The sequence below is a fragment of the Streptomyces sp. NPDC048434 genome (assembly GCF_043200375.1).
Classification (GTDB): domain Bacteria; phylum Actinomycetota; class Actinomycetes; order Streptomycetales; family Streptomycetaceae; genus Streptomyces.
Map to the genome: position 1 here is coordinate 170,909 of NZ_JBICXQ010000005.1, position 15,357 is coordinate 186,265.

Below are 15,357 nucleotides of genomic sequence, written 5' to 3' on the forward strand. Positions count from 1 at the left end.
CACCCACCCATTGTGACTGCCCGTGCAAGGGGGGCCAAGGGTTTTCCTGTGACCGGCCGCACCTGGCCTCTTGTGGGCCGCTGATGATCGAGGACCGACCTCATCGCTGCATGTGCACGTCGGCCCAGGGCAGACGATCTCCATGGGATTGCTGAGGCGTTGGGAACGTGCGGTGGAGGATTGCGAGAGCGCGCTGCTGGCCAAGATTTTCCGGACCGACCCGGTCCAGCTGTTCGACGCGCTACGGCAGGAGTGCGACAACCATGCACTCGTCTGCAGCCAGCGCCGCGTCCTCGTGCCCAATGACTACACCGTCGAACTCGCGGAAGAGGTGCACGATGAACTGGCCGCACGCGGCGGGCAGGTGGGGCGAGAACTGACCGACGTGCTGGACCGGCACGCCGCCGAGCGCGGGTACGAATGGGCAGGCCCGCTCACCGTCCACGTCGCCGCCGCCGAAGTGCCGAACGGCCGGTACCGCATATCGAGCGCGGCCCTCGCGCACATCCCCGTCGGTGCCGCAGGTCCCCGCGGAGGGTGACCAGAAGCCGGTGTCACTTGATCCGGCGGAGAGTGCCGGGTAACCGCAGTGGTCTGCCGCATTGAGGGGTGCGTACTACTGACATCGATGGGTGCATGGTGCTGACAGCGGAGGGGCCGGGCCTCAGAACGGCCGGCCCCTCCGCGTCCCATCGGACTCCTCACTCCGTCGAATCGGCGATCTCGGCAATCACCTGGGCATGGCAGGGCTCCGGGAGGCACCAGCAGCCGAGCCGGCGTCCGCGCAGTTCCGGCAGGAGCGCCAGCAGATCGGGGCGTTCCAGCAGATAGGCGCGGTACTTCGCCAGGACCTCCGCGCGCGAGCCGTCCCGGCCCGGGCGGAACGGACTGGCCAGCGGCGACGCCTTGAGGTGCCAGCCGCCACGGTTCATCGCCCGCCCTACATAGACCACGTCGGCGTACTCCGGGTCGTCCCGGTGGCCCTTGAGGTTGACGACCGTCGTGCGCTTCATGCCTTCATCCTCATGCCGCCGACCGCATCCGGCAGTGCGACGGCCGCGTGCGGGTCGTGGCCGCCTTGTGCGAGCGCCCCGGGCGGATGCGCGTGGACTGTGGACTGTGTCATCTGTCGTTCGCTTCCGGTGGTGTGGTCCCGGGACCGGCCGGCTTTCAGGGGAGCTTGACGGCCAGCAGGTCGACGGGACGGATGTCGGGGGCCGAGCGGAGCATGGTGCCTGCCGCTTGTGTCAGCGCCGCGGCGATCCGGCCCTGCAGATGACCGGTCCGGCCCTCCTCGTCGTGAAAGGTGTCGAAGACCCCGAACGTGGTGGCGTCCTCGCGGAACGCGAACCACGTGACGGTGTGCTCCTCCTGCCGCGCGAGCTCCAGCGCGTCGCCCAGCAGCGCCGCGACCTGCTCGGTGTACTCCGGCTGTGCCTCGATGCGTGCCAGCAGCCCGATCTTCATGTGCGTGACCTTCCGCGGTCCGGATGTGTGACCGCACGCCCCGTGCCGCCCACCCGGCCGACCTCGTGTCAGGGCCGGTGCGGGGCTCCGTACCCGCGCGGCCCTCTCGGCTCGCGACCGACCGGGCGGCCGTCCCCCTCCCGTGACCGACCGGACGGCCGCCTCCCCCGTGGGCCGATCGGCCGTCCCCCATGACGGATCGGCCGTCCCCCGTGACCGATTGGCCGTCCCCCGTGGGCCGGCCGTCCCACGCGACCGATCAGCCGCCCCCCCGGCGACCGATCAGCCGCCCCCCCCGCGACCGACCGGGCGGTCATCCCCCCGTCCCCGCGCACCACTCGCGCGGGGACGGACGCCCGGCCCGGGATTGCTGGCTGCGACTACCCGTGAGCTGCCGGAACCGGCGATGGGTTTACAGGGGTCGGGCCCACAGGTCCCACTGGAGGCCCCCGCCGTCGCAGAAGGGGTCGGCCCACTTGCCGCTGCTGACCAGGTCGGTGCCCGCGGCCTGGCAGCCGCCGAGAGTCCAGAACTTCTTGCCGGTCCACACGGTTCCGGGCGGGCCGTCCATCGGCTTGGCCTGGGTGTGGAGGGCGGCCGGTGCGGCGGCCTCGGCTCCGGTGGTGGCGTGGGCCTGAGCGGCGCCACCCAGCCCGACGACCGTGAGCGCGGCGGCAGCGAGCGCAGTGGTGAGAATTCGCCTGTTACGCACGTGATGTCCTTTCCCCGTTGTGGCGGGCCCCTTGCGAGCCCGTCACCCTGCATACGGATGAGGCCCCTTCGCTGTATGACACGTCGTCATGTGACGTGGGTCACATGTAGCGCGACGGGGGGCTGCCTGCCCTCTTCCTCGTGCGCCCGGCCCCTGGGCCGCCGCCCCGGTGGGCGTGAACTGCCGTGGCCGAAAAGCTATTTGACGGAGAAGCGTCTCGCCACGGCGACCGTGTACGTCTGATCGTGAAGTGTGCCGCGGCGTCCGATTTCGTCCGGCCGGGCCGAAGTCGCCGATGGATCGGCCGTGGTGACGGGGTGTCCGGTGTCGTGCGCGGTCGCCCGGCGAAGAGAAGCGGAGGTTGCCGGGCGAACTATTCCGACCTGCCGGTTTACCTGTTCTTTTCAGGGTGTTGTCCGGAGGCGCTTGCCTTGGAAGCGCGGGCATGGATAGCGTAACCAGCACCTAAAGCTTTCTGGACAGCTTTAGTGAAAGCTAAACATCGTATTGATCCCGGGTGGGGGAGAAGCATGCAGATCAAGGTTGCGGTGGCGTACCACAGTGGATACGGCCACACCGCAAAGCAGGCGGCGGCTGTCGCGGCCGGCGCGGAGAAGGTTCCCGACACCCAGGTACGCCTGGTCTCCCTCGCCGAGCTGAACGACGAACTGTGGGAGGTGCTGCAGGAGTCCGACGCGCTGATCTTCGGCACGCCGACCTACATGGGCGGCAGCAGCGCCGTCTTCCGTGCCTTCGTCGAGGCCACCAGCCAGGTCTGGGGCGACAACATGCGCTGGAAGAACAAGATCGCCGGTGGCTTCACCAACAGCGGCAACATGGCGGGCGACAAGCTCAACGCGCTGATCGACATCACGCTGTTCGCCGCTCAGCACGGCATGATCTGGGTCGGTCTCGCCGAGTACGGCGGCTGGAACACTTCCGCCGGCAGCCCCGAGGACCTCAACCGGCTCGGCAGCTGGTTGGGCGCCATGTCCCAGTCGAACAACGACGAGGGGGCCGATGTCACCCCCTGCGCCAGCGATCTGCGTACCGCCGAGGCACTCGGCCGCCGGATCGCCGAGACCGCCCACGTACACCGGGCCGGCCGCGCAGCCGTCGGGTTCGACGGGGTCTCAGCCTGACCTCCACGACCCGTACTTAGGCAGCTGCGACCGGGAGGGGGACCCGATGAACAGCCGTCAGAAGCCGGTGGTGCCGCACACGGACGTACAGTCCGAGGTGGCCACCGGCGATGCGGTCAGCCGTCACGTATGCAGCGCGGCGGCTGCTGTCGCACGGGGCACGGCAGCCCGTGCCGTGCCGGTAGGGGGGCCTTGTCCGGGCCCACCGCCGTCGCCCGAGCCGGCGCGACGGGCGATCCGCTCCGCACCACCGCCTCCTGTTGCGGGATCGCCGGGTGCGAGCCCGCCCGGTCCCGCACCCGGCTCGCCGGCCCCGACGGCGACGATCCGGTGAACGGCGGGGCGAGTGGAATCGACTGTGCCGTAAGCCGCTCGATTCCGGATGGAGCGGCGGTCGTCCGGCACGTCATGGCATCGCCGCCGCACCGACTCCGGGACGCCGGGCCGCCCGGCCCCGCACCGGATCCCTTCCTCTCGACCGCACACTCCGGCGGGGGACGCTGTCCCCCGGTTCCGCACCGGCTTCGGCCACGAGGCCACCGGAGAACTGCCGGGGCCGATGAGGCCCGGTGTTTCTGCGACATCCAGGCGGCCGGTCCCCGCGCCGCCGTACCGGACAGCGCGCCGTCACCGGCGTCCCGGCCGGACCGAAGCTGAACACCACCCGGTGGCCCCGCCCACCGGTGTGGAGCACCACGGCCGCCACGGCGCGGAGCGTATTCCGCTCACCCTCGTGGCACGGCCGGAACCGATGCGCCCCAGGGCGTCCCGGTTCCCCCCTCCCGGCCGGCTGAAGCTCGTCCCCGTTCGGCAGTTCCATCACCTGCACCGTGCCCGCGGGCCGCCGCGAGCACGGCACGTCCTGGCCGCGTCCGTCCACGCGGCCGTTGCCACCTGCCATTCCGAGGAGATCAGCCATGTTCAAGACCACCACCGATGCCGAGTTGGCCGGCAACCCGATCGACGAGGTGATCGGTTCCACCATCCGCTACGCGGCGCTCACCTCCGCCGCCAAGCTCGGCATCTTCACCGCACTGGAGGAGGGCGGCCCCAAGACCCTCGACGAGCTGGCCACGGCGATCGGCGCCGGCACCGACGGCACCCGTGCGGTGGCCGACGTCGCCGCCGTCCTGGGCTGGCTCACCCTGGAGGACGGGCGCTACCGCAATGGCCCGCTCGCCGAACGCTGGCTGGGCAAGAACGCCGAGTACGACTTCACCCCCGCCCTGCTGTGGGCGTACGAACTCACCAATGTCATGTGGGACCTGCCGCAGGCCGTACGGGACGGCAAGCCCGACCGTTCGCTGTGGGAGCGCTGGGCCGACAACCCCGAGGCCGGGCGGGACTTCTCGGCATACATGCGGGTCAAGTCGCGGCTGACCGTGCAGGCCATCGTCGACGCCGTACCGCTGCCCGAAGGGGCGCGGCGCCTCCTGGACCTGGGAGGATCGCACGGACTGCACTCCATGGCCATGTGCCGGCGGCACCCCGCGCTGTCCGCGACCATCGTCGACCTGCCCGAGGCGCTCGCCGACACCGGCGCCGCGATCGCGGAGGCGGGGCTGGCCGACCGGATCAGCCTGCGGCGCGGCAGTTTCCTCAGCGGCGACCTCGGCACCGGATATGACGCGGTCTTCCTCTTCGAGATCGTGCACAACCACACCGACGAGGAGAACCGGGACCTGATCGCGCGGGCCGCCAAGGCGCTGCGGCCCGGCGGCCGGATCGTGGTGCTGGAAGACGTACGCGGCGAGCAGCTCGACGAGCACAACGCGGCGTTCTCCCTGGCGATGTACGCCTGCTCCGGTGACCGCACCTACAGCCTGCCGGAGATCTCCGGCTGGCTCACCGGGGCGGGCCTGAAGACCGTCGAGCGGATCGCACTGCCCTCATCCGTCTCTCTGGTCGTCGGCACCAAGTAGAGCCGGCAGCCGGGGAAGGGGGGAGCACCGTGCAGATCGATCTGGCACACCGGTCGACCAGCTCATGGGTGGACGCCGCGGACCTCGCTCGTGAGGTGTACGCCCAGGCATATGGCGCCGATGTGGCGCCCCGGCCCGACTCGTTCATCGTCGCCCGCCCGGCCTGCGGCGGGGCGGTGGAGCCCTGCGCGCCACTGGCCTGTGCGGGGCTCACCTTCGGCAGGGACCAGGAGTTGTTCTCCGAGCGGTATCTCGACACCGGAGTCGAGGCCGCCGCACTGGCCCACCTCGGGGTCACGGTGGACCGGAGGCGGGTGGTGGAGGTGGGGGCGCTGGCCACCCGCCGCGTCTCGGTCGGCCGCGAACTGATCAGAGCGACACCGATCATCTCCTGGTGCCTGGGCATGGAGTACATCCTGTGCACCGTCACCCGGAGCCTGATCACGACACTGGGCCGTACCGGCATCTGCTTCGTGCCGTTCGGACCCGCCGACCCCAGCCGGCTGGCTCCCGACGAGGCGGCGCGCTGGGGCTCGTACTACGACCATGAGCCACAGGTCGGCGTCATCGCGCTGAACGCCCTGGACCGGCTGTTCTCCGACACCACCGGGCGCTACTCCGTCACCGACCTCCAACTGAGCATCAGCGCAATGGAGGTGGCCGGTCATGCGGGCCATTAGGGAGAGCCTGGTCAGGTTCGGTGAGTCGGCGCGCCCGATGATCGAGGTGCTGGGGGAGGACGGCGTCCCGGCACGGACCCTCAGCTACCAGGAGGTGACGCGCCGGGCCGCCGATCTCGCCGAACGGATCGGCCAGGGGGACGGCCGGCCGCTGCGCATCGGAGTGGTCTGCGGCAACACTCCCGAATTCGTGGTCGCCGACCTAGCGCTGATCGCCGCCCGCGCCATCGAGGTGCCGGTCCCGCTCGCCTTCTCCGCGGAACAGGCCGCCGGCCTGCTGGAGGAGACCGATCTGTGTCTGGCGGACGCGGCCGGGCAGGAGCGTCTGACGCAGTGGGGGAGGGACCGGGTGCTGCGCCCGGACTGTACGGTGCTGCCGCTGTCCACGGACGAGCCCGTGCCGTCCGCGCCGTTGGTGCTGCGGCCGGCCGGCGCCGGCCGGACGGACTGGGAGTGCAAGGCCATCCACACGTCCGGGACCACCTCGCGTCCCAAGGGGGTGCGGATCCGGGCAGCGGCGCTGAATGAACTGCTGGGCTCACTGCGGTCGGTGATGCCCCGGGGCGCCTTCGCCCGCTATCTCTCCGTCGTTCCCTTCAGCCTGCTCATCGAGCAGGTCACCGGCCTCTACATGGTCCTGCTCGACGGCGGGACGCTCGTCCTGATGCCGCCGGGCAAGGCCCTGGTCGGCACCGCGGCGTCGGCCGCCACCGACGCCATGCCGTATGTGGCGGCGTCCCGCCCGACCGCGATGGTCGCCACGCCCGCGCTCGTCGATGCCTTCGCCACGGCCGCGGACGAGGCCGCGGGCAGCGGACGGGCCGTGGCGCCGGCCCTCTTCGGGAGTCCGGAGGCGCCGCTCATCTGCTGCGGCGGTGCGCCCGTGCACCCCGAGCTGCTGCGCCGCCTGGAGGAGCACGGCCTCCCGGTCCACGAGGGGTACGGGTTGTCCGAGAACAGCTCCGTGGTCAGCTGGAACACCCCGGCCGCCCGGCGCCTCGGCACCGTGGGCCGCCCCCTGCCGCACGTCCGCGTCAGGATCGCCGACGATGGCGAACTCCTGGTCAACAGCACCTCGTTGTTCGCCGGCTACACCCGCGACGACCCCTCCAGCCTCGTCCTCGACGCCGACGGCTGGCTCCGCACCGGCGACCTGGCTCGGGTCGACGGGGAGGGATTCCTCAGCATCACCGGACGCAAGAAGAACGTCATCATCACCGCGGCGGGCCGCAACGTGGCCCCCGAGTGGGTCGAGGCGCAGTACGCCCAACTCCCCTTCGTCCGCGCCGTCGCGGTGTTCGGTGACGGACTCACCGTCCTCCACGGGCTCTTCCTCGTGGACGGGTCCACCGACCTCGCGGCGGCCGAGGCGGCCGTCCGGGAGTTCGGCGCGGCACACCTCTCCGAGGTGGAGCGGGTCGCCGTACCGCACCTCACCGTGGCCGACGAGCGCCTCTACCGCAGGTTCTTCACCGTCACCGGCCGGCCCATGCGGGCAGCCATCCGCACCGCCTTGTCCAACGGAACGCTGTACGACCACCAAGGAGCTGACGCATGACCACGATCGCTGACGTCCGGCCCTACGGCGCCGCCACCGGCCGGCTCGTCCTGCCCGCCGGGGACAGCTCGCTCCGGGCGCTGGACCCCGCATGGGTCACCGGTCTGCTCGCCGACGCCGGCTTTCTGCTCTTCCGCGGCTTCCACACCGACCTGGAGGAGTTCACCTCGTTCGTGAAGGCACACTCCGGCCGGATCACCCTCGACCCGGCGCGCTCCTTCCACGGCGGTGAGGTCGCGCAGAAGGTGGACGCGGGCACCAACGCCGTCGGCCTCCACCTGGAGAACGGCAACAGCCCCTTCGGCCCCGACCTGACCTGGTTCCTGTGCGAGAAGGCCGCCTCCAGCGGCTCCCGGACCACCGTCTGCGATGGCTACCGCGTCTGGGACGCGGCCGGCGACACGGCCCGCGCGGTCTTCGGCATCAAGGACATCATGTACAGCCGCCGGGTGGAGGAGCCCAAGTGGAAGGCGTTCGTCTGCCACCAGACGGAAGGCCGCAAGGACCTCGACGACGTCACCTTCGCCGATATGAAGGAGCTGGTGGACGGCAGTGTGTCCACCACCCTCCAGCTCAACGACGACGGCTCCATCCACTACGCGTACCGCACCGGCGCCGCCCACACCACGCTCTTCGGCAGCCGGCTCTCCTGGGCCAACAGCATCTTCGGCCCCTCGTACAACTACGAGGCCCCGCGCATCACCTTCGCCGACGGCACCGACATTCCCGAGGAACTCCTCGCCGAATTCCGTCGGCTCACCACCGAACTGACCGAGGAACTGGACTGGCAGGACGGCGACCTGGCGCTGATCGACAACACCCGGGTGATGCACGGCCGACGCGAGATCCTCGACACCGACCGGACCATCTACAACGCACAGAGCTACCTCGACCCCACCCTGCTGGCCGCCGTGCGGGACGGGAGGGCGCAGCGGTGACCACCCCTCCCTCCGGGCTGGACGACGCGCGCGTGGGCGCCGTGCTGGACGAGATCGCCCACACCGCCGAGCACAACGACCCGGACGTGATGAAGCGCGCCTACGCCACCGCGGCCGACTGGCCGCAGCCGCCCACTGCCCGGCAGGCCGCCGAGCTGTGTGCCCAGGCCGCGCTGCCCGTGCACCCGCAGGTCGGCACCTTCCTTTACCAGCTCGTACGGAGCCTGCGCCCGGCCCTCGTCGTGGAGTTCGGCACCTCCTTCGGCGCTTCGACGCTCTATGCGGCGGCCGCGCTGCGCGACAATGGCGGCGGCCGCATCATCGGCTCGGAGCTGCACCCCGGCAAGGCCGACCGTGCACGCGGCCATCTGGAGCGCGCGGGGCTCGGTGCCTTCGCCGAGATCAGGACCGGCGACGCCCGCGAACAGCTCACCGCTCTTCCCGTTCCGGTCGATCTGGTGCTGCTGGACGGATGGAAGGAGCTCTACCTCCCGGTCCTCAAGGTGCTCGAACCCGCACTGCGGGCCGGCTCCCTGATCGTCTCCGACAACCTGCCGATGCTGCCGCCCGAGTTCACCGACCACGTCCGCACCGCCGGCAACGGCTACCTCTCCCAGCAGCTTCCGCTGGGAGACGGCATCGAGTTCTCGCTCCGCCTCCAGGAAGAGGCATGACGCCGCGGCCGGGTGAACCCGCCGGATGCCGCGCCACCCCGTACACACGGAAAGGGCACTGAACACCCGTGAACCCCCGCACCCATCGCCGCACCCTGCTCCGGGCCGGCTTCGCCGCGCTTCCCCTGGCGGCAGCGGCACCGGCCGCACACGCCGCCGAGCGGACCGGCCGGCTCACCGCCGCCGATGTCTCCTGCTGGACCGACGCCTATCTGGAGGCCTGGCGGACCAAGAACGACGCCGCAGCGGTCCGGCTGTTCACCCCCGACGCCGTGTACGAGGCGGTGCCCGGCATTCCGGCGCAGACCTTCCGCGGTCGCGATGCCATCGGCCGCTACTGGCGCGACATCACCGCAGGCCAAACGGAGATGACCGGCCGTCACGGCACCCCTGTCGTCACCGGCAATCGGGCGGCCGTCGAACTCTGGGTCACCCTGCGGGCCCCCGCCATCAACCCGGACGGCGACCACTGGGTCACCTTCCTGGAGACCAACATCCTGCTCTTCGCCGCCGATGGCCGCTGCCGGCGCAACACCGAGTACTGGAACCTCCAGATGGGCCGGTTGGCACCGCCTCAGGGGTGGGGCACTGCATGATCCCCGCTCGTTCGCTGATCACCGGTGGCCGCGTCCTCAGCATGGACCCGGCCATCGGTGAACTGCCGTCCGCCGACATCCTGGTGGAGGACGGCCGGATCACGGCAGTACGCCCGGACATCGACGCCACCGGGGTGGACGAGCGGATCGATGCCCACGGGTGCCTCGTGCTCCCCGGCTTCGTCGACACCCACCGCCACATGTGGCAGGCGGCACTGCGCGGCAGTGGCGCCGACCAGACCCTCGACCAGTATTTCGCGACCGTACTGCAGACCCTGGCACCCCGGCTGACCGCCGACGATCTCCATACGGGGAACCTGCTGAGCGCGCTGGGCGCCCTGGACGCGGGGGTGACCACCGTCCAGGACATCTCCAACGTCGCCAAGCCGACCGAGGAGCACACCGACGCCCTGCTCGATGCGCTCACCGACTCCGGGCTGCGCAGCGTCTTCGCCTACGGACACGGCACGGCACAGGACGCCCGCCGGGTCCGTACCCGGCGGCTGCACGCCAAGGACGGCCTGGTGACCATGGCGCTCAACGCCGAGGCCGGCAGCGATGAGACCGTCCGTCGAGGCTGGGCCCTGGCACGTGAACTGGACCTGCCGACCGCCCTGCACGTCCGGGGCGGCAGCCCGGTTTCCCGGCTGCGCCGCCTCGGCGTGCTGCGCCCCGGGACGGTGTTCATCCACGGCACCGGCATGGACGCCGGTGAGCTGCAGCTGATCCACGACAGCGGTGGGGCACTGTCGGTCGCGCCCGCCATCGAAATGACCATGGGCCACGGGCTGCCCCCGTTCGCCGCCGCGAGGGCCGCCGGATTGCGCCCCAGCCTCAGCGTGGACGTCGAAGTCGCCGCGCCCAGCGATATGTTCACGCAGCTGCGCGCCGCCCTGCAGATCGGGCGCTTCGCGGCGCTGCAGGGCCATGCGGGCCCGGATGCACCGCTGCTCACCGCGCGGGATGTTCTGGAGTTCGCCACGCTCGGCGGCGCCGAGGCGCTCGGGATGACGGACCTCATCGGCTCGCTCACCCCGGGCAAGCAGGCCGATCTGATCCTGTTGCGCACCGACCGGCCCGGTGTGGCGCCGGTGTACGACGCCACCGCGGCCGTCGTGTCGGCGATGGACCGCGCCGATGTCGACACCGTGATGGTCGCCGGGCGGATCGCGAAGCGGCGGGGGCAGCTGCAGTACGCGGGGCTGCCGCGGCTGCTGGCACGGGCACAGGACGTGCGCGACCGGCTGGCCGCTCACTGACACCACTGCGTCAGCGGCGGATCAGCACGCCCTCCTCGATGGCGGCGAGCGCGATCCGCAGCTGTTCGCTGAGGGCCTTCGCGGTGCGTTCCGGAATGCGGTCGACGAGCCGGGCATGCACGGCGGTGGTGGCGCGCACCGCCGCCTCGGCGGTCTCCACCCCGCTCGGCGTGAGCTGCACCCAGCTGCTGCGCGCATCGTCCTCGGCCGCCGCGCGGGTGACATAGCCGGCGGCCACCAAGCGCTTGATGACATTGCTGGTGCCACCGGAGGACAGCAGGAGGGCGTGCGTGAGGTCGGTCGGCTTGAGGCGGTAGGGGGCGCCGATCCTCCGCAGGGTGGCGAGCACTCCGTACTCGGCCTGGGTGAGCCCCAGCTTCTCCAGTTCGGCGCCGGCGGCGATGTCGAAGGCCGAAACCAACAGGGCGGTCCGTTTGGCGAGTTCCAGCGGGAGACCGGCGATTTCGGGCAGTTCATGCCCCCATGCCGAAATGATCTCGTCTACGTGGTCAGGCTCCACCATGAACCGCCTTCCCTCTACCTAATAGCTCAGTTCAAAGATATCCCACTGTCCGGACAGGCACGTTCTGACCTGGGGAGACGGTGTGGTTGTCAGATGTAGACACTGTGAAAAGCTTTCCATGTACCTTTCAATATAGCTTTTCTCAATGCTTCCTCTCTATGCTTCTCCCATGTTCAAGCGTGAGTCGAAGCGTGCTCTGGCCATGACGGCGGTCCTGGCTCTGGCGCTGACCGGCATCACTTCCTGCGCCGGCCGCGCCGCGGACAAGGCCCCACAAGGGGGCGCAATGGCGGAAAACCGCCGCTCCACCGAGGAAGGAACCGTGGGAATGCGAGAGTTCAGCGCCGCACCGGACCGGCTGCCGTCGTGCTTCCGCGGCGCCCGGGACGCCACCGCGTACCGTCTGCCCGGTTCCTCGGGGCGAGGCCGGCTGGTCACCGTGGGCAGCGGACCTCGCGGGGTCGTCTTCGCGCCCATCTCCTGGGGCGATGCCTGTGAATGGGCGGCCGAGGCCAAGCGGCTCGCGACCCGCGGCTACCACGTCGTCACCTTCGACTGGGGAACGGACCGCCGCCGGACCGTGTCCGACGCGACCCGGCTGCTGCGTTCGCGCGGCACCACGAGCGTGGCGTGGGTGGGCGGTTGTATGGGCGGCACGCTCATGCTCGGCATGCTGCCGGACCGCACCGCCCGGCCGGCCGGCGTCGCCGGTATCAGCCCGCTGGCCTCGCTGGGTGGCTACACCGCCGGGAGCGGCACCTCCTACGACGGCGAACTGCTGCTCCTGGGGACGGCCGACGATCCGCTCTCCGACGAAGGACGGCTGCGCGAGGTCGCCCATAGCTTTCCCCAGGCAGAGGTCACGGTCCTGCCGGGCACCCGCCACGCCGCCGAGATCTTCGCCGGCCCGCACGGTGACGCGGCCCGCCACAGCCTCGACGGCTTCCTCGACCGCACCTTCGCCCCGGCCGGCGGCTGAAGCCTCGGTGCCGCAGGCCCCAGCAGTCCGGCCCGGCCCGGCCCGAACTGCTGGAACCCCTGGCACCGCCCCGGCCCGAGAGGAGGCGGAGGCGGCGCCGACCGTCCGGGTCGGTCAGGAGTGGGTGGCGAAGTCCTGGGTCCACCACGGGCCGTTGGCGCTGAGGTTGACGCCCACACCGGTGGCTTTGTAGGAGCAGTTGAGGATGTTGTCGCGGTGGCCGGGGCTGTCCATCCAGCCCTTCATCGCCGTCGACGGATCCTTGGGGCTCTTGAAGATGTTCTCGGCCCAGCTGCCCCACGGGAAACCGGCTTTGGTCATCCGGGTTCCCGGGTCGACGCCTTCCGGGGTGTTGTGCTCGTAGTAGTTGCGGGCGGCCATGTCGTCCGAGTGGGCCTGTGCCGCGGCCTGCAGTCGGCGGTCGACGGTGAGCGGGCCGCAGCCGTGCTGCGCCCGCTGGGCGTTGACCAGCTCGACGATCTTCTGCGCGAACGCCGCGGCGGTGCCCGTCGCCGCCCGCGTTCCGGCCGGGTCCGTGGCCCCTGCTCCGGACTCGGGGTGGGCCGCGCGGGGCGTTGTGCTCTTGGCGGTGTCCGCACTGCGGCCGGGGCGGGAGGTGTGCGGCCGGGGCGCGGAGTGCCGCTTGCCGTGTCGTTCGGCCTCGGACGGGGAGGCCGAGGGCTTGCGGCTCTTGCGCGGGCGCGAGGCGGTCGGCGCCGGGGGAGTGGAGGTGGTGGCGGCCGATGCGGACGGCGCGGACTGCTCTGCCGCGAGCGCCTGGTCGGCTCCGGAGTCGGGCCGCATCAGCATCACACAGGACCCGCCCACGACGATCACGGAAGTCACCGCCAGCAGTGTGGCCTTCCGCCGGGGATGGCTGCCGCCGCGGTGCAGGCCACCGGTGCGTCCATGCCGGCTTCCCGAGCGACTGCCGGCGCCGGACCCGCCCGAACGCCGGTGCGCGGCGGACTCGTTCGCCCGGCCGCCGCTCCCCGTCGGGGCCTCGTCGTGGAACTCGGTCTGAAGGTGGTCGTTGTCCATGGTTCCGTTTCCTGTGGGGGCCGAGGGATCTGCCGGCCGGCGGTGCCGCGTGGTGCGCGCTCCGAGGTGGCCGACACATGGGAGATCCCGGGGGCGGGCCCCGATAACGGAAAGCTCGCAAGAAATGTGCCGCGGTCCCTCAGAGGCCTCCGGTCCCCGGCCAGGGGCCGACTGCCACGACATGTCGCCGGCACCCGGACCGAGCCAGGGGCGTGGCCCGGACCGTGGGCGCTTTCCGGATCCGCGTAGGTTTTTTCTGTTATCGCGATGAGCCCGCGGGGTCACCTGAGTGCGGGGGCTACGAGTACGCACGAATGAACAGGGATGAATGGGCGTGAAGCAGGAAAACGGGACGGCGGCTGTCGAGGCCGCCAAGGCCGGGGACGAACATGCCCGGGAGGAACTCATCGCCTCCTACCTGCCGCTGATCTACAACGTCGTGGGCCGCGCACTGGACGGCCATGCGGACGTGGACGACGTGGTGCAGGAGACCATGCTGCGCGTCCTGGAGTCGCTGGCGGACCTACGGGAGCCGGCATCCTTCCGCTCCTGGCTGGTGGCGATCGCCATGAACCAGGTACGCCGCCGGTGGACCGCCGACCGCAAGGCGCCCGTCGTCGGCCTGGACGAGGCGCCGGAGCGGGCCGACCGCTCCGCCGATTTCGCGGACCTCACCATCCTGAAACTGGGGCTGTCCGGCCAGCGCCGGGAAGTGGCCGCGGCCACCCGGTGGCTGGACGAGGGGGACCGGTCACTGCTGTCGCTGTGGTGGCTGGAGGCCGCCGGTGAGATCACCAGGCCGGAGCTGGTCGCCGCGGTCGGGATCGACTCACGCCACGCGGCGGTCCGGGTGCAGCGCATGAAGGAGCAACTGGAGGCCGGACGCGTGGTGGTCCGTGCGCTCTCGGCGACTCCGCCGTGCCCCGATCTGGCCCACTTGACCGCCACTTGGGACGAGGAACCCTGCGCCCTCTGGCGCAAACGCATATCCCGCCATGCGCGTCAGTGCGCGGCCTGCTCCGGACACTGGAGCGACCTCCTGCCCGCCGAAGGACTGCTGGCCGGCCTCGCCCTGCTGCCGCTGCCTTCGCATCTCACGCCGCCCACGGGCCTGGCACCCACCGCCGCGACGGCGCCGGCGACTTCGGCACCCGCACACCACGCATCCGGCGTGTCCGGCGCACACCCCTTGCCGAAGCGGCTGCCCCGGCCGCGCCGGGTGAAGAAGGGCACCGCCGTGACCGGCACCGCCACGCTCGCCGTGGCCGTCACCGCCGCACTGTGGTGGTCGCCCGGTACGCCGCCGGCTGAGCGGAAGGACGAGCCGAAGGCGGCACGTACCGTGGCCGCGCCCCCACCGACCCCACACCCCACACCCACCCCGACCCCGTCGCGTACCCCGAGCGCGTCCGCCACCCCGTCCGCCCCGCCGCCGCCCACCCCGCCCAGCCTCGAAGAACAGGCCACCACGCTCATCAACATCCGGCGGGCCCGGGCCGGCTGCGGGCCTCTGCACATCGACCGGAGACTGCACACCGCGGCGCGGCGCCACTCCGCCGACATGGCGGCACGTCAGTACTACGAGCACGACACCCCGGACGGTACCGGCCCCGACGAGCGGATCACCGCCGCCGGATATCGGTGGAGCAGCTGGGGCGAGAACCTCGACCGCGGTCCGCGAACCGCCGCCGCGGCGGTGAACGACTGGATGGGCGACTCCATGCACCGCGACAACCTGCTCGACTGCAAGTTCACGGCAGTCGGCATCGGCGTCGTCGAGGGGGCGGGCGGGCCCTGGTGGACCCAGGACCTCGCGGCACCGCGCTGACCTTCACGGCCGGGGTGGGCCGGGCGGGCACGTCGACC

General features: G+C 71.2%; 16 protein-coding genes. 11 read left to right on the top strand and 5 right to left on the bottom strand.

The window, feature by feature from the left end; translation table 11 throughout:
* Positions 1–142: 142 nt before the first annotated feature.
* Positions 143–541 carry a DUF3662 domain-containing protein gene (locus ACGFWI_RS08240; RefSeq protein ID WP_393905099.1) on the top strand — a complete coding sequence of 133 codons (399 nt, stop codon included), beginning with the start codon at positions 143–145 and terminating at the stop codon, positions 539–541.
* A 160-nt stretch (positions 542–701) separates the two neighbouring features.
* Here ACGFWI_RS08240 and ACGFWI_RS08245 read toward each other — a convergent pair whose 3' ends face one another.
* The 3 genes from ACGFWI_RS08245 to ACGFWI_RS08255 form a co-directional block, all read right to left on the bottom strand.
* Positions 702–1,013, bottom strand: coding sequence for a DUF4326 domain-containing protein (locus tag ACGFWI_RS08245; protein ID WP_393905100.1), 312 nt, complete (start codon positions 1,011–1,013; stop codon positions 702–704).
* Between the two features lie 157 nt (positions 1,014–1,170).
* Positions 1,171–1,467, bottom strand: coding sequence for a putative quinol monooxygenase (locus ACGFWI_RS08250; RefSeq protein ID WP_393905101.1), 297 nt, complete (start codon positions 1,465–1,467; stop codon positions 1,171–1,173).
* 412 nt (positions 1,468–1,879) lie between these two features.
* Positions 1,880–2,179, bottom strand: coding sequence for a hypothetical protein (locus ACGFWI_RS08255; protein WP_393905102.1), 300 nt, complete (start codon positions 2,177–2,179; stop codon positions 1,880–1,882).
* A gap of 530 nt (positions 2,180–2,709) precedes the next feature.
* Here ACGFWI_RS08255 and ACGFWI_RS08260 point away from each other — a divergent pair.
* The 8 genes from ACGFWI_RS08260 to ACGFWI_RS08295 all read left to right on the top strand — a co-directional run bounded on the left by ACGFWI_RS08260 (position 2,710) and on the right by ACGFWI_RS08295 (position 10,948).
* Entirely contained in the window at positions 2,710–3,321 is a 612-nt protein-coding gene (locus ACGFWI_RS08260; protein WP_393905103.1) for a flavodoxin family protein, read from the top strand.
* 917 nt (positions 3,322–4,238) lie between these two features.
* A complete protein-coding gene (locus tag ACGFWI_RS08265; protein ID WP_393905104.1) occupies positions 4,239–5,243 on the top strand; it encodes a methyltransferase in 1,005 nt (334 codons plus the stop codon).
* A 29-nt stretch (positions 5,244–5,272) separates the two neighbouring features.
* Positions 5,273–5,923, top strand: a complete 651-nt coding sequence (locus ACGFWI_RS08270; RefSeq protein ID WP_393905105.1) for a thermostable hemolysin — start codon at positions 5,273–5,275, stop codon at positions 5,921–5,923.
* Complete coding sequence (locus ACGFWI_RS08275) at positions 5,910–7,481, top strand: AMP-binding protein (RefSeq protein WP_393905106.1); 1,572 nt, start codon at positions 5,910–5,912, stop codon at positions 7,479–7,481. The genes ACGFWI_RS08270 and ACGFWI_RS08275 overlap by 14 nt, the downstream gene beginning before the upstream one ends.
* Complete coding sequence (locus ACGFWI_RS08280; RefSeq protein ID WP_393905107.1) at positions 7,478–8,419, top strand: TauD/TfdA family dioxygenase; 942 nt, start codon at positions 7,478–7,480, stop codon at positions 8,417–8,419. Before ACGFWI_RS08275 ends, ACGFWI_RS08280 begins: the two co-directional genes overlap by 4 nt.
* The gene (locus ACGFWI_RS08285) at positions 8,416–9,093 is read left to right on the top strand and encodes an O-methyltransferase (protein ID WP_393905108.1); all 678 of its coding nucleotides are present in this window, start codon (positions 8,416–8,418) and stop codon (positions 9,091–9,093) included. Before ACGFWI_RS08280 ends, ACGFWI_RS08285 begins: the two co-directional genes overlap by 4 nt.
* Before the next feature lie 68 nt (positions 9,094–9,161).
* Complete coding sequence (locus tag ACGFWI_RS08290; protein ID WP_393905109.1) at positions 9,162–9,689, top strand: nuclear transport factor 2 family protein; 528 nt, start codon at positions 9,162–9,164, stop codon at positions 9,687–9,689.
* On the top strand, positions 9,686–10,948 hold the full coding sequence (locus tag ACGFWI_RS08295) for an amidohydrolase family protein (RefSeq protein ID WP_393905110.1): 1,263 nt from the start codon (positions 9,686–9,688) through the stop codon (positions 10,946–10,948). Before ACGFWI_RS08290 ends, ACGFWI_RS08295 begins: the two co-directional genes overlap by 4 nt.
* Positions 10,949–10,958: 10 nt before the next feature.
* Here ACGFWI_RS08295 and ACGFWI_RS08300 read toward each other — a convergent pair whose 3' ends face one another.
* Positions 10,959–11,471, bottom strand: a complete 513-nt coding sequence (locus tag ACGFWI_RS08300) for a MarR family winged helix-turn-helix transcriptional regulator (protein ID WP_393905111.1) — start codon at positions 11,469–11,471, stop codon at positions 10,959–10,961.
* 169 nt (positions 11,472–11,640) lie between these two features.
* On the opposite strand from ACGFWI_RS08300, the gene ACGFWI_RS08305 reads away from it, so the two are divergent.
* Positions 11,641–12,450: an alpha/beta hydrolase gene (locus ACGFWI_RS08305; RefSeq protein WP_393905112.1), complete on the top strand. Its 810-nt coding sequence runs from the start codon at positions 11,641–11,643 to the stop codon at positions 12,448–12,450.
* A gap of 114 nt (positions 12,451–12,564) precedes the next feature.
* Here the strand turns inward: ACGFWI_RS08305 and ACGFWI_RS08310 are convergent, their stop codons facing one another.
* A complete protein-coding gene (locus ACGFWI_RS08310; RefSeq protein ID WP_393905113.1) occupies positions 12,565–13,491 on the bottom strand; it encodes a CAP domain-containing protein in 927 nt (308 codons plus the stop codon).
* Positions 13,492–13,819: 328 nt separating this feature from the next.
* On the opposite strand from ACGFWI_RS08310, the gene ACGFWI_RS08315 reads away from it, so the two are divergent.
* The gene (locus ACGFWI_RS08315) at positions 13,820–15,319 is read left to right on the top strand and encodes a sigma-70 family RNA polymerase sigma factor (RefSeq protein ID WP_393905114.1); all 1,500 of its coding nucleotides are present in this window, start codon (positions 13,820–13,822) and stop codon (positions 15,317–15,319) included.
* Positions 15,320–15,357: the final 38 nt, after the last annotated feature.

What these genes read in the sequence shown, in the direction of transcription:
- ACGFWI_RS08240 (WP_393905099.1), top strand. Translation starts at nt 143, where the DNA reads ATGGGATTGCTGAGGCGTTGGGAACGTGCGGTGGAGGATTGCGAGAGC.
- ACGFWI_RS08245 (WP_393905100.1), bottom strand. Translation starts at nt 1,013, where the DNA reads ATGAAGCGCACGACGGTCGTCAACCTCAAGGGCCACCGGGACGACCCG.
- ACGFWI_RS08250 (WP_393905101.1), bottom strand. Translation starts at nt 1,467, where the DNA reads ATGAAGATCGGGCTGCTGGCACGCATCGAGGCACAGCCGGAGTACACC.
- ACGFWI_RS08260 (WP_393905103.1), top strand. Translation starts at nt 2,710, where the DNA reads ATGCAGATCAAGGTTGCGGTGGCGTACCACAGTGGATACGGCCACACC.
- ACGFWI_RS08265 (WP_393905104.1), top strand. Translation starts at nt 4,239, where the DNA reads ATGTTCAAGACCACCACCGATGCCGAGTTGGCCGGCAACCCGATCGAC.
- ACGFWI_RS08275 (WP_393905106.1), top strand. Translation starts at nt 5,910, where the DNA reads ATGCGGGCCATTAGGGAGAGCCTGGTCAGGTTCGGTGAGTCGGCGCGC.
- ACGFWI_RS08280 (WP_393905107.1), top strand. Translation starts at nt 7,478, where the DNA reads ATGACCACGATCGCTGACGTCCGGCCCTACGGCGCCGCCACCGGCCGG.
- ACGFWI_RS08295 (WP_393905110.1), top strand. Translation starts at nt 9,686, where the DNA reads ATGATCCCCGCTCGTTCGCTGATCACCGGTGGCCGCGTCCTCAGCATG.
- ACGFWI_RS08300 (WP_393905111.1), bottom strand. Translation starts at nt 11,471, where the DNA reads ATGGTGGAGCCTGACCACGTAGACGAGATCATTTCGGCATGGGGGCAT.
- ACGFWI_RS08305 (WP_393905112.1), top strand. Translation starts at nt 11,641, where the DNA reads ATGTTCAAGCGTGAGTCGAAGCGTGCTCTGGCCATGACGGCGGTCCTG.
- ACGFWI_RS08310 (WP_393905113.1), bottom strand. Translation starts at nt 13,491, where the DNA reads ATGGACAACGACCACCTTCAGACCGAGTTCCACGACGAGGCCCCGACG.
- ACGFWI_RS08315 (WP_393905114.1), top strand. Translation starts at nt 13,820, where the DNA reads ATGGGCGTGAAGCAGGAAAACGGGACGGCGGCTGTCGAGGCCGCCAAG.